Annotated in this window: 19 protein-coding genes; 5 read left to right on the forward strand and 14 right to left on the reverse strand. The window is 67.7% G+C overall.

Features of this window, described 5'->3' with window-relative positions:
- Window positions 1-18 precede the first annotated feature (18 nt).
- The 9 genes from BMY53_RS16130 to BMY53_RS16165 form a co-directional block, all read right to left on the reverse strand.
- Entirely contained in the window at window positions 19-318 is a 300-nt protein-coding gene (locus BMY53_RS16130) for a PAAR domain-containing protein (RefSeq protein WP_092947521.1), read from the reverse strand.
- 115 nt (window positions 319-433) lie between these two features.
- Window positions 434-2,224, reverse strand: a complete 1,791-nt coding sequence (vgrG, locus tag BMY53_RS16135; protein ID WP_092947522.1) for a type VI secretion system tip protein VgrG — start codon at window positions 2,222-2,224, stop codon at window positions 434-436.
- A gap of 3 nt (window positions 2,225-2,227) precedes the next feature.
- Window positions 2,228-3,046, reverse strand: coding sequence for a LysM peptidoglycan-binding domain-containing protein (locus BMY53_RS16140; RefSeq protein WP_092947523.1), 819 nt, complete (start codon window positions 3,044-3,046; stop codon window positions 2,228-2,230).
- Between the two features lies 1 nt (window position 3,047).
- Window positions 3,048-3,218 (reverse strand): DUF5908 family protein, encoded by a 171-nt coding sequence (locus BMY53_RS25975; protein WP_177200910.1) that lies wholly within the window; start codon window positions 3,216-3,218, stop codon window positions 3,048-3,050.
- Between the two features lie 16 nt (window positions 3,219-3,234).
- The gene (locus BMY53_RS16145) at window positions 3,235-3,732 is read right to left on the reverse strand and encodes a phage tail protein (protein ID WP_092947524.1); all 498 of its coding nucleotides are present in this window, start codon (window positions 3,730-3,732) and stop codon (window positions 3,235-3,237) included.
- Entirely contained in the window at window positions 3,732-4,190 is a 459-nt protein-coding gene (locus BMY53_RS16150; protein WP_092947525.1) for a phage tail protein, read from the reverse strand. The genes BMY53_RS16145 and BMY53_RS16150 overlap by 1 nt, the downstream gene beginning before the upstream one ends.
- Before the next feature lie 72 nt (window positions 4,191-4,262).
- Window positions 4,263-5,906, reverse strand: a complete 1,644-nt coding sequence (locus BMY53_RS16155) for a phage tail sheath family protein (RefSeq protein WP_092947526.1) — start codon at window positions 5,904-5,906, stop codon at window positions 4,263-4,265.
- A 69-nt stretch (window positions 5,907-5,975) separates the two neighbouring features.
- Complete coding sequence (locus BMY53_RS16160; RefSeq protein WP_092947527.1) at window positions 5,976-6,932, reverse strand: hypothetical protein; 957 nt, start codon at window positions 6,930-6,932, stop codon at window positions 5,976-5,978.
- Entirely contained in the window at window positions 6,929-7,504 is a 576-nt protein-coding gene (locus tag BMY53_RS16165; RefSeq protein WP_092947528.1) for a Pvc16 family protein, read from the reverse strand. The genes BMY53_RS16160 and BMY53_RS16165 overlap by 4 nt, the downstream gene beginning before the upstream one ends.
- A 236-nt stretch (window positions 7,505-7,740) precedes the next feature.
- On the opposite strand from BMY53_RS16165, the gene BMY53_RS16170 reads away from it, so the two are divergent.
- Both BMY53_RS16170 and BMY53_RS16175 read left to right on the forward strand, forming a co-directional pair.
- A complete protein-coding gene (locus BMY53_RS16170; protein ID WP_092947529.1) occupies window positions 7,741-11,232 on the forward strand; it encodes an nSTAND1 domain-containing NTPase in 3,492 nt (1,163 codons plus the stop codon).
- Window positions 11,233-11,272: 40 nt separating this feature from the next.
- On the forward strand, window positions 11,273-11,752 hold the full coding sequence (locus BMY53_RS16175) for a hypothetical protein (protein WP_092947530.1): 480 nt from the start codon (window positions 11,273-11,275) through the stop codon (window positions 11,750-11,752).
- An 80-nt stretch (window positions 11,753-11,832) separates the two neighbouring features.
- On the opposite strand, the gene BMY53_RS16180 is transcribed toward BMY53_RS16175, so the two are convergent.
- From BMY53_RS16180 to BMY53_RS26720, 3 genes are read right to left on the reverse strand one after another with little or no spacing between them, the layout of a single operon-like run.
- Entirely contained in the window at window positions 11,833-12,639 is an 807-nt protein-coding gene (locus tag BMY53_RS16180) for a bestrophin-like domain (RefSeq protein WP_092947531.1), read from the reverse strand.
- A gap of 16 nt (window positions 12,640-12,655) precedes the next feature.
- Window positions 12,656-13,333, reverse strand: coding sequence for a response regulator (locus BMY53_RS16185; RefSeq protein WP_092947532.1), 678 nt, complete (start codon window positions 13,331-13,333; stop codon window positions 12,656-12,658).
- Window positions 13,330-14,154 carry a sensor histidine kinase gene (locus BMY53_RS26720; protein WP_092947533.1) on the reverse strand — a complete coding sequence of 275 codons (825 nt, stop codon included), beginning with the start codon at window positions 14,152-14,154 and terminating at the stop codon, window positions 13,330-13,332. Before BMY53_RS26720 ends, BMY53_RS16185 begins: the two co-directional genes overlap by 4 nt.
- Before the next feature lie 540 nt (window positions 14,155-14,694).
- Between BMY53_RS26720 and BMY53_RS16195 the strand changes: the two genes are divergently transcribed.
- From BMY53_RS16195 to BMY53_RS16205, 3 genes are all read left to right on the forward strand, one after another.
- On the forward strand, window positions 14,695-16,065 hold the full coding sequence (locus BMY53_RS16195) for an MmgE/PrpD family protein (RefSeq protein ID WP_255370239.1): 1,371 nt from the start codon (window positions 14,695-14,697) through the stop codon (window positions 16,063-16,065).
- Window positions 16,066-16,076: 11 nt separating this feature from the next.
- Entirely contained in the window at window positions 16,077-17,585 is a 1,509-nt protein-coding gene (locus BMY53_RS16200) for an MmgE/PrpD family protein (protein WP_143074101.1), read from the forward strand.
- 95 nt (window positions 17,586-17,680) lie between these two features.
- Window positions 17,681-18,613 carry a sugar kinase gene (locus tag BMY53_RS16205; protein WP_092947534.1) on the forward strand — a complete coding sequence of 311 codons (933 nt, stop codon included), beginning with the start codon at window positions 17,681-17,683 and terminating at the stop codon, window positions 18,611-18,613.
- A gap of 63 nt (window positions 18,614-18,676) precedes the next feature.
- Here BMY53_RS16205 and BMY53_RS16210 read toward each other — a convergent pair whose 3' ends face one another.
- Window positions 18,677-19,447, reverse strand: coding sequence for a rhamnogalacturonan acetylesterase (locus BMY53_RS16210; protein ID WP_255370240.1), 771 nt, complete (start codon window positions 19,445-19,447; stop codon window positions 18,677-18,679).
- A 16-nt stretch (window positions 19,448-19,463) separates the two neighbouring features.
- The gene (locus tag BMY53_RS16215; protein ID WP_218151247.1) at window positions 19,464-22,502 is read right to left on the reverse strand and encodes a TonB-dependent receptor; all 3,039 of its coding nucleotides are present in this window, start codon (window positions 22,500-22,502) and stop codon (window positions 19,464-19,466) included.
- Between the last annotated feature and the right edge of the window lie 100 nt (window positions 22,503-22,602).

Consider the following 22,602-nt stretch of genomic DNA (forward strand, 5'->3'; position numbering starts at 1 on the left):
TGCGTCCTTCGTGTGTCCTCAGCCGCCGATCATCACGGTGGGCAGGCCCAGCGTGATCGTGCCGCCATGGGCGGTGGTGTCTCCCACGCGGCCGGCCGGGCGGCCGCCGATCAGCACCGTGGCGGAGCCCTTCACCAGCGTGTCGGGCGGGCCCACGCAGGTCAGGCTGTCACCCACCACGGTGGCCGGCAGGAAGCCGATCAGCACAGTGGCCACGCCCGGGCCGATCACCGGACCGCCGACATGCGGAATCGGGGGAAGCCCGGGAGTGACCATGGGGCAGACATGCAGATCGGTGATGCGGGCGGCGGGGGGCATGGGGGTCTCTCGATGTGGGGGGGCTGCGGTGGTGGCTGCGGTGGTGAGGGCGGTCGTTGTGGTGATGGGTGGTGTGGGCGGGTGGTATGCGCGGGTGGTATGGGCGGTCGCGTGATCAATTGATCATCACCATCGCCCCCTTGACCACGGTCTGCCCGGATGCGGAGAGCTCGGCGCTGGCATTGCCCTTGGCGGTGAAACCGATCTGCGCCGTGCACTGGATGTTGAGACCCGACTGCTGCACATCCGCCGAGGAGCTCACCTTCACCGGCCCGACCGCATCGAGCTTGATCGAGCCGGTGGCCTTGATCAGGATGTCCTTCGGGCTGTTGAGCTCGATGCCGGCGGGCGACAGCTCCACCTTGTTCTGGTTCTCGTCCTGCAGCAGGATGGATTTGTCCTTGTCGCTCAACACCACCTTGTTCTTGTTGGGCGTGGTGATGGTGATGATCTTGTCGGCCTCGTTGATCTCGATGCGGGCCAGACAGCGGGTGACAAAGGCCTTGGTGTCGTTGGGCGCCTCCAGCGCATAGGGCGGCGTGCGCGTGCTGCTGTAGAGGCTGCCCAGCACCACCGGGTGGCTGGGGTCGTTGGCGAAGTAACCCAGCACGACTTCATCGCCCACCTCCGGCAGGAAGAACGCACCAAAGCCGTTGCTGGCATGGGATTGCAGCAGCCGCGCCCACACGCCCTCGGTCTCCGCCTTGAGCACCGGCACCTTGACCTGGACGCGGTGTTCCCCGGCCGGGTCGGCATCGAGCTTCAGCACCACGCCCACCTGCAGCCCATGGACACCTGGCAACAGGCCGGCTGCGGGCGTGGCGGCTACATCGCTGCGTTCGGTGAACCAGTCCGGCGCCAGGCCGAACTCCACCTCGGTGAACCAGTTGCCCTCGGTGATTTCGTGACGCACGCCCGTCACCAGCACCGGGCCGCTGAAGCGTGCGCCGACGCCCACCAGCTCGATCAGGCCGCCGACTTCCGGCAGGGCATTGCCCTGGAACCGCACCCGGCCCCGCATCCTTGCCAGGCCGGCCTTGAGCTGCTGCGCCTCGGCCCAGCGGGTCAGGCCTGGCTGGGCCTGTGGCGCGCCGGCTTGCAGGCGCAGGCAGTCCAACCCCACCACTTCGGCCAGGGTGGCGCTGGTCAGGTTGCCCTGGGCGGGCAGGCCGGCGGGATCTGCCGCCGTCCCCTCAATCACGGCCTGCGACTTCAGGTCCCAGGCATGGGCCTGGGCGCTGGTGTATTGGTGGCGGGCATCGATGTCGGCGTCGAACTCGATCAGGTCCTGCCCGTAGGTCACCGTCAGCACCGGCTGGCCGTCGGCGGTGGGGCGCTTGATGGTGATGGCCCCGTCCTTCACACCCACCAGCCAGCCATTGGCATCGGCGCGGGAGAGCATGAAGTCCCAGTCGCTGCAGTAGTGCTGGACCAGTTCCGTGTAGGTGACGTCGCTGGCGTCCACCGTGGCCGTCAGCCCGTGGCGTTGGGCCAGGGCGGGCAGGATGTCCGCGTCGCTCATGTCGATGTAGTTGGCATTGCGGCGGCCCACCGTCATCTTCACGGCAGCATCGCTGCATTCGACCACCAGGCGCGCATGGTTCTCGCCCTGCACCTTCAGGCGGTGGCGCACCACCACGCCCTCGAACAGCGGTTCGCTGCCGTCCAGGTAACCGGCCTCGATCGCCAGCTTGGCACCGGGCTTGAAATGGTTGGCGTCGCTGATCGGGAATTCCAGGCGCGGCATGTCACCGTCGGAGAACTCCAGGCGTGCCGAGGGCACGCGGTTGGCCGCGCGGTGAATGCGCAGCGACACCAGCGCTGCCGCAGCGTCCAGGGGCTCGCCATCCACCAGGATCTTCAGGTTGACGACGCCAATGGCGTCCTCTGCGGGGGAGATGGCCATGATTCAGGTCCCGATGGCGGACACGGCCGGCGCTGCGAGGGCGGCCGCTGCCGAGGGGGTCGCAGTCGCATTGCTGCTACTACTGCTGCTGGTGCTGCTGGTGCTGCTTCTTGGCGGTATGGCCGGGAAGGTCAGCGTCTGGCCGGGCGCCAGCTGGCGCAGGTCCTTCAGCCCGTTGGCCTGGGCCACGCGCGCCTGCGTCTCGTAGGAGTCGTCCTGGTAGACCTCGGCGCACAGGCTGGCGACGGTGTCGCCTTCCTCCGCTGTCACCGTGCGTGTCATGCGGCCGGTGGCGGCGCGGTTGTTCTCCAGCTTGCGTTCGGCCCGGCTGGTGGCGCCCACAAAGCTCAGGTCGACCTTGGCCCGTAGCGGATCACCATTGGGCTTGAACAGGCTGTATTGCGTGGACATGCTCTTGAGCCGGCCGAAGAAGATCAGCGCGCCCCAGAGCAGCCGCACATAGGGCGGCTCGCCGGTGGCATTCACATAGTCATAGACCACCTTGCTGAGCAGCCCGAGCTGGCCCTTGACGCTCCCGGGCTGGTCCGGCACGGACTCGACCACGCCGGTGTCGTCCAGCACGATGGAGAAGCTGACCTCCTCCGGGTCGGTCGCGGAGAACTTGGCCTCGGTCTTGGAGGCGCCCATGTCCTTGGTGGTGTCGTAGCCGATGCTGTAGCTGTGCTTGAAGTCGGCCGGGTTGATCTGGGCCTCGAACTTGATGCTGTCTTCCAGTTCGATGGCACCCCCCTTGCTCACCTTGTAGCGGGTCATCAGCAGCCGCTTGTGCTGGCCGTCGTCTGGGGCTTCGTCGTCCAGCATGTCAGCGCTCCCCGTTCGTGCGCAGGCGTTCAGCCAGCCAGGTCTTGCAATCCGACAGCACCTGGTCGCGCAGGCGTTGCAGTTCACGGGCCGGCAGCGCGGCACGCACCGGCGGCGCGGGGGCGGGGTTGACCTGGGTGCGGATCAACAGTTGGCGGACTTCAATGCTCATGGTGGCGCTCCGGGGGTCAGCTGTCGCGCATGCTGCTGGCGTAGACCAGCTCGATGCGTTCCATTGCCAGTTCATTGCGCTGGCTGTTGAAAGGGTCCACTTCCCACTTCACCGGGTAGGCGTTGGTCACCGACCATTGGCGGATGATCTGCCCCTCGCGGTCCATGAGCACGATGCGCAGGACACGGGGTCGGATCTTCTTGGCCAGGCCGACTTCCAGGGTGCTCTTGCACCAGTTCACCCACGCGGAGGTCTTGTCGGCCATGCCGCGCTTGAGCACCAGGCGCGGATGCTTCACCGGTTTGGGCAGGAAATGGACGTAGTCGTTGCGGCCCCCTTCCACGACCGCCTCGGTCTCCATCTCCGCACCCAGGCCGGAAATCTCCTGGAACGCGGCCTCCGGATGCCGGGTGTGCACGGCACCGAAGGTCACGGCGAAGTGGAAGGCCGAGGGGAAGCTCAGCAGCCCGGCCTGGGCCGCCTGCGTCTTGGACGCGGAAGGGGGCTGGGCCATCAGGCCACCTCGTACGTCAGGCCCTCGTGGGCGATGACGATGGTTTCGATGGCGGCTTCGTTGCCCTGGGCCTTCAGGTCGGTGCCGGTGATCTTGGTGGGCCAGGCATTGGCCAGGGTCCAGGTCACTGCGGCATTGCCGGTCTCGTCCTGCAGCGTGATCACCACCGTCTTGCGCTTGATGGTGTTGAGCTGGATGGCCTTGAACCATTCCCAGAAGTTCTTGTCGCCCTTGAACATGCCCTTCTTCATGGTGACGTCGCTGTACTTCTTCAGGCCCGGCATCTTCAGCACCGAGAAGGCGGGGTTGTTGCCCGCGCGGTACTCGATGGGTTGTGCCTCCACGTCCAGGCCGGAAACTTCCTGGAACGCCAGTTCCTGGCTGTCCCACAGCACTTTGAAACTGAATTTGGGCAGCGGCCAGGTGGTGGCCGATTGTGTTGAACCGTCTTCAGGCATGACCTGCCTCCTTGTCGGGTGGTGATTTCAGGATGGAAGATGTGCGCCGATGGACGCGCACGAAAGCGTCCGTCAGGACTTCTGCATCTGTTGCTGGAAGGTGATCTCGATGAATTCAGCCGGGCGGCTGATGGCCACCAGCACGGTGACCTTCAGGATGCCTTCGAGGATGTCCTCGGGCGTCATCGTCTCGTTCAGGCCGACGTGGACGCTGAATGCGTCTTCCGGCACCGAGCCCGCCAGGCCGCCACGCTTCCACACGCTGGTGAGGAAGTTGCTGATCATGGCCTTGATGGTCACCCACGTGTTGCTGACGTTGGGTTCGAACACCATGGCCTTGGCCGCCAGGCGGCAGGACTCCTCCAGCATGATCATGGTGCGACGCACGTTGACGTAGCGCCAGTCCAGGCTGTTGCCGTCCAGCGTCCGGGCCCCCCACACCAGCACCCCCTCGCCGATGAAGCTGCGGATGGCATTGATGGACTTGCCCTGCGTGGTGACGTTGAGGTCTTCCTGGTCCTCATGCGAGATGGAGACCGAAGGCGCCACCACGCCGTTGATGCTGACGTTGGCCGGGGCCTTCCACACCCCGCGGGTGTTGTCCACCATGGTGTAGATGCCGGCCATGGCGGCGGCTGGCGGCAGCACGTTGAGCTGGTTGCGTGCCTCGCCCATCAGCGTGTTGTAGATGGGGCTGATGGCCGTGAGGCTCTTGTGCAGCAGGGTCTTGTGGGTGGCAATGGCACCCTTGAGGGCATCCTCGGCCAGCAGCTTCTGCTTGTCCTCCTCGGACTTGGCGGAATTGGTGATGGCTTCGGACAGGTCGGCCTTCCAGGCCGCGTCGTCATAGCTCACCTGGCGCAGGGATTTCCACAGGGACTTGCGGCGCAGCGCCGCGCCGGTGTCGCCCTTGGCATCCGCATCGTCCGCCTCTGTGGCCGGCAGTTGCAGGTCCTGGCGGATCAGCTCGGACAGCTGGGTGGCGTTGACCACGTTGGTGTAGTCCAGGTCACGTTCCTGGACCACGGTGGTGCGCACCCACGGGTAGTAGGCGGTGGCAAAGTCCAGGAAGTTCACGCCCAGGCTGTTGCGGAAGGCGGCCACCGGGTCGCCCCGGTTGTCCTTCAGGTCGCGGTCGCCGCCCCACACATCCAGGATGGCAATGCGGCTGCGCATCTTGCCGCCGCAGTGCTGCAGCATGGCCTGCTGGACGGAGACGCAGTCGTTCTCCGGCAGCAGCACGGCGTCGGGGATGACCAGCATCGTGGGCTCCTGCTCCTTGAGCAGCGCATCGATGCCCTTGGTCAGGTCCTCCGCGCCAATCGTGCTGTCGTAGTCACCCACCGACACGATGTAGCAAGGGCCGCCGCCGTTCTGGAAGAAGTGGCGCATGCTGTGATACAGCAGGAAGCGGCCGCCGTCCTTGCCGGGCGGCTGGTCGAGCACATAGTCCTTCTTCTCCACCGTGAAGGCGGATTCATGGTCCGTGGCGGCCATCTCCCTGATCGTCAGCCGGGCCGCGGGGGCCATGCCGAAATAGGTGTGGAACTCCGCCATGGAGCTGATGCGCCAGGGGCGTCCCTTGAGGGACTTGCCGCCGTTGTCCGCCTTGGCGGTGTATCCGACGAAGGCGGGCACCGCGGTGGCTACCTCCACGACGGAGTTGGGAAAGGCGTTTTTCTCAACAATATAGACACCGGGTGTCTTCATAGCCATGACGGCCTCCTCTCAGCAGGAATGAACAAAGGTGTGCAGCGACGCTGGTGTGCTGCGTTCGGCAGTGCTTCAGCGGTGAACGTGGATTTCGGAGACCAGCGTCGCCGCACCGTCGATCTCCTCGCGGGCCAGGTGTTGCGGGCCGGGCACCGGCAGCCGCTTGACCAGGACTCTGGACAACCCCGCCTGCCGGCATCGCAGCTGCAGGCGGGCCTGGGAGCGCTCCGCCAGCACGATGGGCGCCCGTGAATGCAGCGCCAGCAGCGTGCGCCCGTCATCCAGGCGCTCGGCGGTGGGGGGATGAAAACTGATCGCGCCGGCCGGGTCGTGGACCTCCAGGGCGTCTTCCGGCCAGTCACCAAACAGGCAGTACCGCCAGACTGTGGCGCGCGCTGGCAGCGACCATCGCAGGTGGCGGGGCAGGCCGTGGCCGCGCCGCACGGTGGCTGCGGTGAGCGCCGCCTGGGCGGCTGCGTTGGTGGCTGGGTCGGTGCCTGCGGTGGCGGCCGTCAGGATGGCGTTGGCCGTCGGCAGGTCGGTGGGCCGCAGCCACGACGGGGGCAGGCGCAGCTGCGCAAAGGGCGGCCGCCAGGCGGCTTCGCCGTCCAGGTGCAGCGCCACATCCGGCGTCGTCTGGCCGGGCAGGGCCACGGGCACCACCCGCACCACCGTCGCGAGCGGTTCGCCATGGGTCCACCCGGGCCCCTCTTCGGCGGCGTCCGGCGCTTCCAGCAGCAGCAGCTCGCGTGGCCGGCGGGCGGGGTCGGCGGTGTAGAGGGCAAAGTGCGCCTCGGTGGCGCGCACCAGCCAGCGCAGCGGGCTGGTGTCCTCCGCCATCAACTGCTCGCTGGCATCCTCGGGCCCCAACAACCACAGAGATGTCCCATCCTGGCGCGACATGACATCGGCGCGGCGCAGCCGCACAGCGGTGTCATCGGCCGGTTCGAATTGCAGGCCCCGGCCGCGACCATCCGCAAAGTAGCCGTGCGTTGCGTCCAGCCGCAGCAGGGGCAGGGTGCCGCTCATGGCGCGCTCCCCATCCGCACCTGCGGATCGCGCACTGGGGGCAGCGTGGCCTGGCTATGGCCGGCGTCGATGGTGATGAGCCGCAGCCGGTACATCACCGACGGCAGGTAGCGCCCACCGAAGAGGCCCCAGACCTGGGACAGTTCACTGAAGCCGAGGTTTTCCAGGTCCAGCACCAGGCGGTCGATGCGCGGGTCCAGGTCCGGGGTGTTGTGGTGGTCGAAGAGCGGGCGGGACTGGAAGAAGGCGATGGTGCTGGAGAGCAGCTTCAGCGCTTCCGGGTAGGTGCTGCCGCCGAAGTTGGCGGCAATCATCAGCATCAGGTTGAGGTGCACCGGTGCCGGCTGGAGGGTTTGCCGCCCATGGGTGGGCGTCTTGGGCGCCACGCCGCCGATGGTGTCGCGCTGCAGGTTCACCAGGAACAGCGCCAGCCGGTTGGCCGTGTGGGTGGCCAGGCCACCGTCGTGCTCATGCAGGCTGGACACCACCACCAGGTCGTCGGTCACCATGAAGGACCGGCGCAGCGACTGGTTCAGTTGCTGGGCGAGGTTGACGAGGGCGGCGTCGATCATGGTGGTGGCGTGAGGGCAGGGACGAAGGCGTCGGGGCTGTGAAGCAAGGTGACGCAACGATAGGTGTCGGGGTCCGCCAGCCCCATCGGATGGAATCTGAGCTTGCCGGTGCGCATTCCTGATTTCGCCCTCGGGATCGTGGGTGCGCCACCACAGGATGGACGGGGGCGCACGGCCCTCCTAGACTGCACGCCTCGCCGCCCGGGGACCTCGGTCGGCGCGAGGGAGAGAACAACATGGATCCGATCACTGACAACGGCCCCGCGCCGGGCGCCAATGCGCCTGGATCCGCCGGACGGCCGGCGTTGCCGCCGGCGCGCAAGGCCGATGTCGACGCACGTGCGGACGCGGCCAACCCACGCGCCAGCGTGGCCAGGGGAGAAGCCGCTGGAGGCGCTGCCGCCGACACCGGCGCGGGCACCCGCTTCATGTTGGGCGACTGGCTGGTCGACGTGGCGGCCCGCCGTTTGCGGCGCGGCGAGCAGACGCTCAGCCTGGAGCCACGCCCGATGGCGGTGCTGGCCGCGCTGTGCCGCCACCCCGGCGAGGTCATGGGGGCGGAGGCGCTGCTGGCCGCCTGCTGGCCCGGCGAGAGCCTGGGCGACAACCCTGTGCACAAGGTGATGGCCGGCCTGCGCAAGGCTTTGGACGACAGCGCCACCGCGCCCCGATATATCGAGACCATCCGCAAGCAGGGCTATCGCGTGGTGGCGCCGATTGGCGTGTTGTCCGCCCTGGGTACGCGCAGCCATGAAGGGGCCTGGCGCGATGACTCGCCGTTCTGTGGCCTGGAGCCGTTCGACGAAGCCCATGCGGCCGTCTTCTTCGGCCGTGACGATGCGGTGGCAGCCCTGCAATCCCGTCTGGCCGCGCAATGGCGGCGGCGTCAGCCGCTGGTGGTGTTGCTGGGCCCCAGCGGTTCGGGCAAGACCTCGCTGGTGCAGGCGGGGCTGTTGCCGGCCTTGCGCGGTCAGCCCGAAGCACGCCTGGCCGCCACCGGCGTGAGCATCTGCGCCAGCGCCACAGTGGATCTGGCCTCGCTGGGTGACCTGGACCCCTGGTCCGCGCTGGCGGGCGGCCTGCTGGATTGGGACTGGGAGGGCCAACCCTTGCTTTCCGGCCACAGCATCACGTCGCTGGCCGAGCTGCTGCGCGAGCAGCCGCAGGAGGTGCTGCGCCTGCTGGGCATCGCGCTGGAAGCTGCGAGGCTGGTGGGCACGCCGCCGCTGCTGGTGCTGGACCGCCTGGAGGCCGTGCTGCAGGCCGCAGGCCCGGAAGGGGCCTCGTTGGCGGCCCGCTTCATCGCCACCATCGACACGCTGGTGGCCAGCGGCCAACTGCTGGTGCTGGCACTCTGCCGCAACGATTTTTATCCGGCCCTGGCCCAGCATCCCACGCTGATGCGAGACAAGGAGCAGGGCGCCCACATGGACCTGGCCCCGCCGGATGCCGACGCGCTGGCGCAGATGATCCGCCTGCCGGCGCGCGCGGCCGGCCTGGTCTTTGCTACCGATGCGAGTGGACTCAACCGCCTGGACGACCGGCTCAGCACCGATGCCATGCAGGCGCCGGATGCCTTGCCGCTGCTGCAGTACACGCTGCAGGCGCTCTATCTCGGCCGTGCGGCCGGCGACGTGTTGAGCTGGGACGCCTATGAAGCCATGGGGGGACTGGAGGGCGCCATTGGCCGCCATGCAGAAGCGGTGCTTGCCGGGCTGCCCACCTCGCAGCAGGAGGCGCTGGTGCGGCTGCTGCCGCGCATCGTCGGCCTGGCGTCCGAAGAAGCCACGCCCACCAGCCGCTGGGCCTCGGCGGCCTCGTTGGGTGACGACCATGAACGGGCGCTGGCCCATGCCTTTGTGGAAGCACGCCTGCTGGTAGCCGACCACGTGGCGGGGGCCACCGGGTTTCGCGTTGCGCACGAAGCCTTGCTGCGGCGCTGGCCCCGGGTCACGGCCTGGGTGGCGCAGCATCGGGTGACGCTGGCCTTGCGGGATGAGTTGCGGCCATGGATGCAACGTTGGGTGGAGGGCGGTGGTGCGCCGCAGCTGCTGCTGCCAGGCGGCGGCCTGCTGTGGCAGGCATCGCGGGCGCTACGTCAGTCATCGGCGCTCTTCGGCCCGGAAGAGCAGCGTTTCATTGCCCAGTCACTGGCCCGGCTGCGTCGGCAACGCCGCTTGCGCTGGATGGGCCTGGCGTTGGTCGTGATGCTGGCCGGCGTCGCATTGGTGGCGGCCATTGCTTATGGACGCCAGGCCCGACTCGCGGCGGACCGGGAGCGCCAGAGCCAGCGGCTGGCTTCGTTCATGCTGGGGGATCTGGCGGACCAGTTGCGGCCGATCGGCAAGCTGGATCTGCTCAGCCGGATCGCGGAGCAGGGCGTGCGGGTGCTGGCACCTGCCGACGGGGCTGGAGAGTCGGCGGCCGAGGCGCTGCAGCGCGCCAAGGCGCTGGTGGTCATTGGCGAGGTCAACAGCAGCCGGGGCAAGGGCCGCACCGATGTGGCGGTGGAGGCGCTGGAAGCGGCCCGACGCCTGTTGCTGGCGGCCCACCCGACGCCGGATGTCGACCTGGCCGACCACTACCGCACCCTCGGTGCCAGCGCGTTCTGGCTGGGGCAGATGGCCCTGGACAGCGGTGATGCTGCTGCCGCGATGAAATGGTTTGGTGCCTACCGTGAGGCCTGCGAGACCTGGCGCGAGGCGATGCCGGAAGATGCCACTGCGCAAATGGAATGGGGTTATGCCGTCAACAGCCTGGGCTCGACCGCCTTCCAGCAGGGGGACTGGGCCGAGGCCCAGCTCTGGTTTGGCCGGGCGCTGAGCCAGAAACGCGAAGCCTTGCGGCGGCAGCCGGACAGCCGCACCGCTCAGGGCGCGGTGGCGGGCTCCGAGCTCTGGCTCGGCAAGGTGGCGCTGGTGCGCGGCGAACCCCGCGAGGCCATGGCCCACCTGGACATGGCGCGCGACATCACCGTGGCCCTGGTGAAGGCCGACCCTGATGCCCGCATCCGGGCCCGCCAGTTGGGCGCCATCGATCTGCGCCGGGCCGACGCCATGCGGGCCATGGGCCGCGCCGATGAGGCTGACTCGGTGATGGCCGATGCGGTCCAGCGCATCGAAGCGGCGGTGAGCCAGGACCCGGACAACGGCTACTGGACCATGGAGCTGGCACACGCCCGGGCCACGCTGTTGCTGATGCGTGCCGACCAGTCGCCTGCGGCACCGGAGCACATCAGCGCACTGCGGGCCTCGATCCAGGCTGCACCGGGCGGGCCCTCCTTTTCCCGGCGGGACGCGCTGGCGCGGGTCGCCGTGGCCGAAGTGGCCTCGGCGGCGGCTCGGCAGGCCTGGGGCGATGTGCTTCGCCTGGCCGCGAGCGCGCGCGGGCTGATGACCGCCCTGACGACCGAATGGCCGCGCCACTGGGCCGTGCAGGATTTGAGTGGCCGTCTGGCGCTGCTGGAGTTGCGGGCGCTGGCGGCGCTGGATGCACAGAAGGCACCGAGGGCGGATAAGGCGCTGGCGTCGCCGGGGCCGCAGCCGCGCTGTGCGGCCCTGGCCGCGCTGTTGTGGCCGGCCGTGCAGGGCGGCCAGGGCGGCATGCCCCTGGAGGCCTGGCTGGCCGCCCGGCACTGTGAAAGCCCGGGCCAGGCCGAGACGGATTTCCAACGGCGGCTGATGGCGGGTGGGTATGTGCCCGCCCAGGCCGCACTTCTTCCACCCTGAGGTCCACGACCCTGCACTGACACAACGTCACAGACACAACATGAGCACCACCGACCCCACCATCTCCACCTACTACGCCGTCCCCGTGAAGCTGCGCGGCACGCCCGTCGACACCACGATGGAGAAGTGCTGCTATTTCGACAGCGGCTGGATCTCGGCCGAAGCCACCGCCCTCCGGGATATCCTGGACCAGAACATGGTGGCCATCGTGCAGGTGGAACCCCAGAACATTCCGGACCGGGTGGCGCAGTTCATCGCCACCTCAGGGTTCGAGATCAACAAGTCGGTCCTGCTCTTCTCAGCGGTGGCCAAGACGCTGGGCGGTTCCGGCGGCATGCCCAACCTGTTCCTCGCGCGTGAGGACGACGTGCCGCAGGGCAAGTCCTGGTCGGTCGTGATTCCCGTGGCGCCCACCACCCGGCGCGGCGTGATCCTCGTGTTCCAGTTCCCCGAGGAAGGCGCGCCGGTGCAGTTGATCGCCACCGACGACCCCGAAGTGGAAAGCGGCAGCAGCAACTGATCGCCCGCCAAGGGGGTGGAGGAGGGCGAGCAAGGCTTGAGTGCCGGGCCTGGGCACAGCATGTGAGGCCACCGCCCCCATCAGGAGGGCGCCATCGGCAGCACCTTGCTGTCCCATCGCTCCAGCCGCTGCAGGGCGGTTTCGAAGGGCAGGGGCATGGTGCAGACACCGGGGCACAACGGCCGGTCCAGCGCGATGGCGAGGAAGAGACCCAGGCCGATCACGACCGAGGTCAAGGCGGCCACCGTGCGTGGCCCCCGGCTGCCCGGCAGCAGGCTGAGCAGGCCCAGCGCCAGGCCACTGCTCGCCGCCGTCACCGCCCAGAGCGCGCCGGGAATGGCGCCCTGGAGGTTTTCCAGCCGCTTGTGCCGCAGGCGCAGCAGTTCATTGATGCGCGTCCATACCTCCGGCATCAGCGCCCGTTCGCCGGGGCTACCCGGCTGGATGTCGGCCAGGGAGCGGAACAGCGTGTCGAAGGCATCCCAGGTGGCGAGGCTGGATTGCCCCTCCTGCATGGCGGGCCACTCCTTCAGGATCACCGCCCGGGTGTAGGCCTTCAACTGTTCCCGCGCCAGGCGGGATTCGTCCCGGGGGATCAGGCTGAGACTGCGCCCCAGGCCACCGATGGCGGCGGCCTCCTTCTGCATCGCCTGCCGGGCGCTGGCCGACGCTTCCCAGCCGGCGGCGGCGCATTGGCCCAGCAGCAGCGTGGCCAGGCCGGCCATTGCCACCACCACGCCCAGCAGCAGGCGCAGGTCCCGCCGCGCGACCGGGCCGGGCCAACATCGATGGCGCAGCGCGTGCCCGCCCACGCCCAGCACCGCGCATCCGCCCACCACCAGGCCCGCGAGCAGCCAATCCGACATGTTGTAGATCCACAAGGGCATATCGTCTCCCGCTGGCTCAGGCGGTAACGGTCGGGTCGACCGTGCTGAGCCCCTCACGCACGGCATACCGGGTCAGCCCGGCCACGCCCCGGACCCCGAGCTTGCGGGTGATGTTTTCCCGGTGGGTCGCCACCGTCTTGGCGCTGAGGTGCAGCCGGTCCGCGATGTCCTGGGTACTCAGGTCCTCGGCGAACAGCTGCACGATTTCCCGTTCCCGGGCGGTGAGGGCCAGGGCCGGGCGAAGGGGGATGGCGGTGTCGCTCTGGCGGTGGTGGTTGCGCAGCTCCTCCACCACCGCGCCCATCAGGCCCTGGCTCAGGAAAATGCGGCCGGCGGCCACGTCGCGGACCGCATGGGTCAGTTCCTCGGCGGAGGCGTCCTTGAGGACGAAACCGGAGGCGCCCGCGTTCAGGGCGGTGATCACGGTGCGCTGGTCGCCATGCATGGACAGGCAGATCGACGCCACCAACGGCTGTTGCTGCCGCACCCGGCGCACGGCCTCCAGACCGTTGAGGCCGGGCATGGCCACGTCCGTCACCAGCACGTCGGGTTCCAGCTGCCGCACCAGACGGACGGCGGCGGCGCCGTCCTCCGCCAAGCCCACCACTTCCAGGGCTGCATCACGGGCGAGCAAGGCGCGCAGGCCTTCCCGCACGAGTTGATGGTCATCGGCAAGCACGATGCGGATGGTCATGGGGCGCTCCTCGGGTGGATCTCGATGGGGTCAACAGGGTTCATCACATGGCGGTCGGACAGCGGCAGCAGCACGGTGGCGCAGGTGCCTCGCCCGGGTTCCCAACGCAGGTGCAGCGAGCCGCCCAGGGCGCGCAACTGCGCCCGGGCGCCGGCCAGGCCGAGGCCGGCACCGCCCCGGCCCAGGAGATCCGGTTTGGCGCCCAGGCCCACGCCATCGTCCTGCACCTGGATGCACAACCAGCCGTCCATCACTCGCGGTGTGATGTCCAGGCGCCTGGCCTTGGCATGCTTGAGCACGTTCAGGCAGAGCTCCCGCACCACGCGGCAGACCACGGCGCGCAGGGGCTCGCTCAGATCGAAGTCGGGGCCATTGGTGTCCACCGTCACCGTCGGGCCGCGCGCTGGCAGGCCCAGGCCCAGTTCCGCCGCCATCGCGGCGAGGGCGGCTGGCAGGCCACCGTGCCAGTCGGGCGGCGCCAGGGCGGTGGTCAGATTGCGCACGGTGTGCGAGATGCTGGAGAGCCAACTGCACATCTCGTCGATCTCGGCGACGGAGGCGGGGGCGGTGGCATGCCGCCACTCGCCCAGGCGCAACCGGGCCCGTACGATCAGGGCGCCGACTTCGTCATGCAACAACGTGGCGATGCGCTCCCGTTCCCGCCCCTCGGCGGCACTCAGCGCCCGGGAGACCGACATCGGCCGCCAACGTCCGGCAACCTGGCGGGTGCCCGTCAGCTTCGGGGTGCGGCAGGTGGATGCCTGGCGTCGGGGTGGGGGGGCGCCGAGCTTGCGGCCGGCATCTGGGGGCACGGAAATCATGGTCTGTCCTCTCGAGGGGATGTCGGTCTGCACCCCCCATGACCTCCACGGTAGGGAAGGTGCGGACAAACAACCTTCCGGAAACCTTCTGGAGCTTCCGGGAACCTGACGGAAGCTGCCGGCGGTAAGGCCAGACGTCCTTGCTGGCGGGGACGAAGCCCTTCCGGTGTGCCTTCCGGACGGTCACCACGATGGCTGGTGCGGGTTAACCCCACCAAGGTCGCGATGTGCGGTGTTCAGACACGTGATGGCCATTGGTCCACTGATCGCGCACGGTACCGGTGCCGGGTTCTTATTCTTGAAGCTGGCCGTCGCCATCCAGACCGTGAGCACAACAACGGCATGGCGACGCAAAGGCTTCCCCGAGACAAGGAACAGATGACCATGCCAAACGTTGATCGACGTGCACTCCTGCGCCAATCCGCCGGCGCCCTGGCGGCAGCCGGGCTGAGCGCAGGGGCGATGGCCCAGGCCGCCCCAACTCCCCACGCTTCCGTCCCAACTTCCACAGGCTCGCCGCCGGCAGGTGCCCCTCGCGCCATGCCCGGCGCAGCCCCCAAGGGTCCGCCGCCGGAACCTGTGACCCGCATCCTGGCGGCTTATGCCGCCACGGCGCCGGTGGAACAACTGCCGGCCAACGTCCGCAAGGAAGCCACCCGTACCCTGCTGAACTGGGTGGGCTGTGCTGTGGGCGGTTCGCAGCAGGGCGCCCCGACGCGGGCGGTGGCTGCGCTCAAGGCCTTCTCCGGGCCGGCCCAGGCCAGCCTGTTCGGTCGCCGCGAGCGGCTGGACGTGCTCAATGCGGCGCTGATCAACGGCATCAGCTCGCATGTGCTGGATTACGACGACACCCACCTCAAGACCATCATTCATCCCGCCGGCCCGGTGGCGTCCGCGCTGACGGCGTTTGCCGAGTACCGCCCGGTTTCCGGCGCGGAATTCATGAACGCGCTGGTGCTGGGGTGCGAGATCGAGTGCCGCATGGGCAACTCGGTGTTCCCCGAGCACTACGCCATGGGCTGGCACATCACCGGGACCACCGGCGTGTTTGGCGCGGCGGCGGCCATCGGGCGGCTGCTGAAGCTGGATGAGCGGCAGATGACCTGGGCGCTGGGCATCGCGGCCTCCCAGCCGGTGGGGTTGAAGGTGCAGTTCGGCTCGGACACCAAGAGCTTTCATCCGGGCAAGGCCGCCCAGAACGGCTTGCTGGCGGCGCTGCTGGCGCAGCAGGGCTATACCGCCTCCGAGGTCGCCATCGAAGGTTTCGACGGCTGGGGCCAGGCGGCCAGCTCGCGTCATGACTGGAGGGAAGTGACGCAAGGGCTGGGCCAGCGCTACGAAGCGGCGCTCAACACCTACAAACCCTTCGCCTGCGGCATCGTGGCCCATCCAGCCATCGATGCCGCCATTCAGCTGCGCGAGGCGAACCAGCTCCAGCCGGCGCAGATCAAGGCGGTGGCCTTGAAGGTGCATCCGCTGGTGCTGAACCTGATGGGCAAGACCGAGCCGGGCATCGGCCTGGAGGGCAAGTTCAGCGTCTTTCATGCGGTAGCGGCGGCGCTGGTCACCGGCCGTGGTGGCGAACAGGCCTTTACCGACAAGGCGGTGGCGGACCCGACCATTGTGTCGGTCCGCCAGCGGGTGACGGCGGTGATCGACCCGGCGATCAAGGCGGACCAGGTCGACATGACCATCCTGCTGACGGATGGCCGCACGGTGCACCAGTTCATCGAGCATGCGGTGGGCAGCCAGGACCATCCCATGTCTGACCGGCAACTGGAGGACAAGTTCGCCGGCCTGACCGAGGACATCCTGCCGGCTTCGCGAACGCGCCGCCTCAAGGAACTGTGCTGGGATGTATGGAGCCTGAAGGACGCGGGCGACATCCTCCGTGCAGGCGCGGCCCTGTAAGGAGAAGACTGATGCGTGATTCCGTCTTTTCCCGTTCTGGTCTTTCCCGCCGGGCCTTGTCTCGACGTGGTGTGTTGGGTGCGTTGGGCGTCACGGCGGTGGCCGGTGGTACCGGCTGGCCACTCTGGCCGGTGATGGCGCAGGAGGAGGGCGGCAGTGCCGCCGCTGCCCGCACCGACATCACCGGTCGCCTGGCCCGCTACATGGTTCAGGCAGGCACCCAGCCGTTGCCCGAGGAAGTGGCGCTGCGTTGCAAGCAGCACATCCTGGACACGCTGGGGGCGATGGTGTCGGGCTCGCGCATGACACCAGGCCTGGCGGCCACACGGTATGTACGCTCGTTGGGCGGCACCCTGGAGGCGTCAGTGGTGGGCAGCGACATCCGGACCACGGTGGTCAATGCCGCGCTGGCCAACGCGATGCTGGCGCATTCCGACGAGACGGACGACTTTGAACCCGTGACCAAGGCCCACCCCGGCAGCGCTGTCGTTCCAGCCGCGCTGGCGATGGCGGAGTTGTATGGCCGAAGTGGCGAGGAGATGATCCGTTCGGTGGCCGTGGGTTATGACCTGTGCTGCCGCCTGCTGATGGCGCTGGGGCCGGACCTGGTTCGGGGCAGCCATCGCAGTGCGGAAGGCACCTCGTCCACGTTGGGCTCGCTGGGCGCTGCGGCGTCCCTGGCGCGGCTGGACGAGACGCGGATGCGTTATGCAATTTCCTATGCCGCGCAGCAGGTCTCGGGGCTGTGGAGCTGGGTGAAGGACAAGGACCACATCGAAAAGGCCTTCGACTTTGCCGGCATGGGCGCACGCAATGGCGTGCAGGCGGTCCGCATGGTGGAGTCCGGCATGACTGGTGTGGCGGATGTGCTGGACGGTACCCACAACCTGTTCATTGCCTTGTCGTCGCAGCCGAATCCCGAGGCGATGGTGGAGGGGCTGGGTAGCCGCTTCTTTGTCACGGAGACGGCGATCAAGACTTTCTCGGTCGGTTACCCGATCCAGTCGCCGCTGGACGCGATGCTGGCCTTGCGCCGGGAACATCAGCTCACGCCGGAGAAGGTGCGCAGCATCCTGGTGAAGCTGCCGCCGGATGCCGTGGGCATCGTGGGTGAGAGTGCCATGCCGGACGTCAACTGCCAGCACATGGTGGCCGTGGCGCTGGTAAAGGGCGCGGTGTCCTTTGTGGACAGCCATGACCTGGCGCTGATGAAGGACGCGCAGATCCAGGCGGAGCGGGCCAAGGTGACGGTTCAGGCCGAGGCGAGCCTGAAAGACCCGTCGGCACCGCGCGGCGCCATCGTGGAGGTGACGCTGACGGATGGCAGCACGGTGCGCCACTTCACCAAGTATCCGCCGGGGACCAAGGAGAACCCGCTGGATACGGCGGGGGTGAATGCCAAGGTGAAGGACCTGATGGCGCCGGTGCTGGGCGCGGGCAAGACGACCAAGCTGATCGAGCAGATCAACCGGCTGGAGATGGTGAAGGATGTGAGGAGCCTGCGCACGTTGTTGACCTGATCGTTGGAGTTGCCGAGGATCCTTAGGGTCAGCCCCAAAGCCCGTTCCGCCACCCTGCTGCAAAATTCGGAACATCGTTTCAAAACGGAATTCCGATGAGCAGACGTGTGGCGGTGATCGGCGAGTGCATGCTGGAGCTTCAAGGCCAGGCGTTTGGCGCCATGACGCAGAGTTACGGCGGGGACACGCTGAACACGGCCGTCTATCTGCGGCGTTGCGGGCAGGTAGACGGCATTGAGGTGGCCTACGCCACGGCGCTGGGCGAGGACAGCCTGAGTCAGGGCCTGCTGGACCGATGGTCCGCGCAGGGCCTGCAGATCCAGCTGGTTCGCCGGCTGCCCGGGCGCCACCCGGGCCTCTATCTCATCCAGGTCGACGACAAAGGTGAACGCAGCTTCCATTACTGGCGCGACTCTTCCGCCGCCAAGGCGTATTTCGACACCGATGAAACGCCGCTGGAGGCCCAGGCGGAGCAGTTCGATGCGCTCTATCTCAGCGGCATCACGCTGGCCATCCTGCCGCCCGCCGGTCGTGAGCGGTTGTTTGCACTGATGGCCCGCATGAAGCGCCACGCCACTGTGGTCTTCGACAACAACTACCGGCCCCGCCTGTGGCCGGACCCGGCCGTCGCCCGCGAGGCCTTTGAACGCGCCTTCAGCCTGTCCACCATCGCGCTGGTGACCGCCGACGATCATCAGGCGCTTTTTGGCCTGGGCACGCCTGCCGCTGCACTGGCGCATGCGCAGGACCTCTCGACGCCGGAGGTGGTGATCAAACGCGGCGCGGAATCCACATTGGTGCGTGATGCCAACGAGTCGTTGGACTGGGCGACGGCAGACACCGAACGCGTGGCCCGGGTGGTGGACACCACCGCTGCCGGCGACTCATTTGCCGGCGCCTATCTCGCGCGTCGGCTGGCCGGTGCATCGCCGGCAGAAGCGGCCCGTCACGGCAACCGCGTCGCCGCCCGTGTCATCCAGCATCATGGCGCCGTCATTCCGGCAGAAGCGATGGCGGACCTGGTGTGATGGGGTGTGGGCCTGATGTGGGCGGCCTGGGCGGGCGCCGGTGCTGCCCTGGTGGCAAGCCGCTTATGGCCGGACCCAGCGACGCAGATCCGGCATCGTCCCGATCAATTGATCCAGCACCATGCCCGAAAACACCTGAGCGCCCTTGGGCCCCAGGTGCGTGTAGTCGAACCCCGGATTGTTCGCGCCTACCGACGACGCCGGTGAGGCGGGTGGCCCTGGAGGCCGGGGCAGCATGGCCAGCGTGTCCGCCTCCGTCTCACCCATCGCCTGAACGGCTGCATGGCTGACGGCATTGAGGTCCAGCACCGGCACCTGCTGTTCAGCGGCGATACGCAAGGTCGTCTCCGCCCATGGCCGCAGGTCGTTCCCCACTTGCCCCTGCGCGTCGAACTTGCGACGTGTCAACGGCGTCAGCAGCACCAGCTTCGCCCCGGTAGGCCGCAGGTCCGCCACATAAGCTTGCAGGTTGACGGGAAACTCCGTCGCCAGGTCCGTCGACCGCCCGGGCTTGCCTGGCTGGTCGTTATGGCCAAACTGCAGCAGCACCACGTCTGTCTGCCCGGCCGGCCGTTCCTTCACCAGGGTAAGGACCTGTTCCCACAGGCCCTCCGCCCGATAACTCTTGGTACTGCGCCCACCCTTGGCCAGGTTGAGGCACTGCACCTCCGGCCTGAAGCGTGCGCACAGTGCGTCCCCATAACCGCTGCGGGGTGCCATGGTGGAGTCCCCCACCAGAATCACCCGGAGCGAATCTGCGCGGGCATCGGCAGCCAGCAGCGTTGCAGCCATCACCATCAGCCGCAACGGCCCCAGCATTCGACCCATACCCATGAACGACTCCTCAGCCTCAGAACTTGTAGGCCATGCCCACCAGGTACTCCCGGCCGGTGACGTTGTAGACCACCGGGCTGTTGCGGGCCCGTGAGATGAACTGGTCGTTGGCCTCGTTGGTGAGGTTGACGCCCTCCAGCGTGAAGCTGAGCTTGTCGCTGTACTTGTAGCTGACCGAGGCATCGACGTTGGTCGAGGCGTTCTTGCCTTCCACGTCGTTGTTGTTCTGCCCCGGAACCCGGGTCAGGAACGAGGAACGGCGGGAGGCGGAGATACGCGCGTTGATGACGTTGTCGTCGTAGTAGAGCGTGGCGTTCCAGGACTTGGGGGACATGTTCAGCAAGTCGTCGGTGATGACCGAGTTGCTGGTGGGCGAGATCAGGTAGGTGATCTTGCTCTTCACGTAGGTGTAGTTGAGCACCGTGCCGAAGTTGCGGCCCCAGCTGGGCAGGAAGTTGAACGGCTGCTGGAAGTTCAGCTCGATGCCGCGCAGCTTGCCCCCCGGGGTGTTGATGGGCGAGGTGAGCTGGAACACCTCCTCGCCGGTGAAGTTGGACGGCAGCAAGGAGAGCGGCAGTCCGGTCTGGTTGAACGGCACGTTGGTGCGCAGGCTCTGGATATAGGTGGAAATGTTCTTCTGGAACAGACCCACCCCCACGAAGGCATTGCGGCCGTGGTACCACTCCAGGCTGCCGTCGAAGGTCTTGGCGCGGAAGGGCTTGAGGTAGGGGTTGCCACTGGTGATCGAGAGCGTGCCGGTGGTGCTGATGGTGCCGCCCGGATTCAGGTTGCCCAGCTGGGGCCGCGCCATCACACGTGCGGCGGCAAAACGGGCCACCAGGTCACGGGTCAGGTTGGCCGAGATGTTCAGGGACGGCAGCCAGTCCTTGTAGTTCTGCCCCACCACCACTTCCGTGCCACCGCCGGAGGCCAGATAGCCGGTGGCGTCCTGCTGGGTCTCGACATAACGCACGCCGACATTGCCCATCAACGGCACACCCAGCAGCCGGGTCTCGAAATCGGCCTGCACAAATCCGCCCTTGTCGGTTTCCACCACCTTGCGGTTGTTGCCACGGGCATTGCCGTTGGTGATCGAGGACAGCGTGAAGTCACCCGGGCCACCGGCCGGTCCGCTCTTGATGCAGTTGCAATAGATGTCGTAGGCCGCGGCGATGGCATTGAGGTCGGGCATCACCCACGAGGTGGCGGTGCCGGCAGGCAGGCTCAGGCCACGGCCGAAGCCGGTCAAGGTGGTGGTCAGGCCGGTCATGCCCCCCACCGGAGCGAAGATGGTGTCGTTCTGATTGATGCGGCGGAATTCGTAGGTGTCGAAGTTGTACTGCTTGTAGTCCAGGCCGCCCTTGAGGGTGAGGTGGTCCGGGATCCAGTCCCAGGCCAGCTCCAGGTGGGCCACATCGTTGCGATTGTTGGCTCCCTGCGGGCGGATGCGGATCTCGCTGGTGCTGGTGTTGGCCACTGTGGTGGGCTGGGTGCCGGAACTCACTTGCGGCACGCCCACGATGGTGAGCGGGTTGCCGCTGGTGGCCGCCGGGTTGAACGGGTAGGTGATCACCGGCAGGCGGTCATTGCCCCGGAAGTCCAGCGCATAGCCGTTCACGTTCAGCGCATCCAGCGTCACCGTGGTCTGGATGGGGTTGCGGAACTTGGAGTCCGCACGGCCCACCGAGGCATTGAGGCGCAGCCGGTCGGTGATTTCCTGGTCGATCTTCAGGCTGGGCTGGGTGAATTCGGTGCTCAGCTTGTCGAAGCGGGATTCGGCCCGGATGTCCACGCCGTTGTACAGCCCGTAGAGCAGGGCACCGTTGGCGCCGTACTGTGCGTCCACCACACTGGTCTGTGGCTTGCCGCCCTGGCTGGCGGTGCGGCTGAACGAGATGGCCTCCAGGAAGTCTTCCTGCCGGGTGGCCTTGAGCTTCGAATACAGCACATCGAAGGTCAACAGCGTCTTGTCGGTCGGCTTGAACTGCACCGAGCCGGTCAGGCCCAGGCGGTCCTGGTCATGCGTCAGGCGGCCATAACGTGGCAGGCGAGGGTGGAAGTTGTTGGCGTTGCTCGCGTCGTTGTAGGCATCGGTGGCGTCCTGCGAGGCAGGCAGGCGGGGCACGCCCTGGGCCGTGGGGCCACAGGTGGTGGCCGTGGTGGTCGGGTTGGACGGGGAAACGCCAATCGGCGAGCACCAGCCGCCGGAGGAGGGGCCGTTGTCCCAGCGCACCGTGGAGAAACCTTCCTCCAGCAGGCGGCGCTTGGAGTAGGCGCCGGAGACCAGCACCCCGAAGCGCTTGTCTGCAAAGACGTCGCTATAGAGAAAGGCCACGCGCGGGTCGGTTTCGCGAGAGAGGTCGTTGTAGCGCCCCTTCACCGAGGCGGTGATCACCCGCTTGTTGAAGTCGAAGGGGCGCGCGGTCTGCAGGTCGACCGTGGCGCCGAGTGACCCTTCATCGACATCGGCGGAGCTGCTCTTGCGCACCGTGATGCTGTTGAAGAGTTCGGATGCAAAGACGTTGAAGTCGAACCCGCGGGAACGGTTGGCACCGCCCGAGCTGTCCGTGCCGCCGGTGGTGGCCAGGGCCTCCACCCCGTTGATGCGCACGCGGGTGAAGTCGGCGCCCAGGCCGCGCACGGTGATGTTGCGGCCTTCGCCGGCATCGCGGTCGATCACCACGCCCGGCACACGCTGCAGGGATTCGGCCAGGTTGGTGTCGGGGAACTTGGCAATGTCCTCGGCCTTGACCACGTCCACAATGCCGCGGTCTTGCCGCTTGGCATTCAGGGCGCTTTCCAGCGAGGCACGAATGCCGGTGATGACCACGGTGTCGAGGGCGCGGGCTTCGGCGGCAGCAGCGGCTGAAGCGGCGGCATCCGGGGCGGCAGGCGTTTGGGCCTGGGCCCAGGCGGGCAGCACGGCACCGCCCAGCAGGCAGGCCAGCAAGGGGGTAAGGCGTGACGGCGGCAGATGGCCAGCCGCCGGACGTTGGGCGGCAACGCGATGGATGGACGCGGGCGTCCCGAGGCGGGTCCCAAGGCTTTGGGGCATGACTTGTCTCCGTATGGTTCTTCTGGCCACCGGCGCGGGATCGTTGCCCGCCACTCTGGTGGCTGCTCTGTCAGTCACAGGCGCGCGCAGGGCGCCGATG

The sequence above is a fragment of the Roseateles sp. YR242 genome, assembly GCF_900109745.1.
Taxonomy (GTDB): domain Bacteria; phylum Pseudomonadota; class Gammaproteobacteria; order Burkholderiales; family Burkholderiaceae_C; genus Roseateles.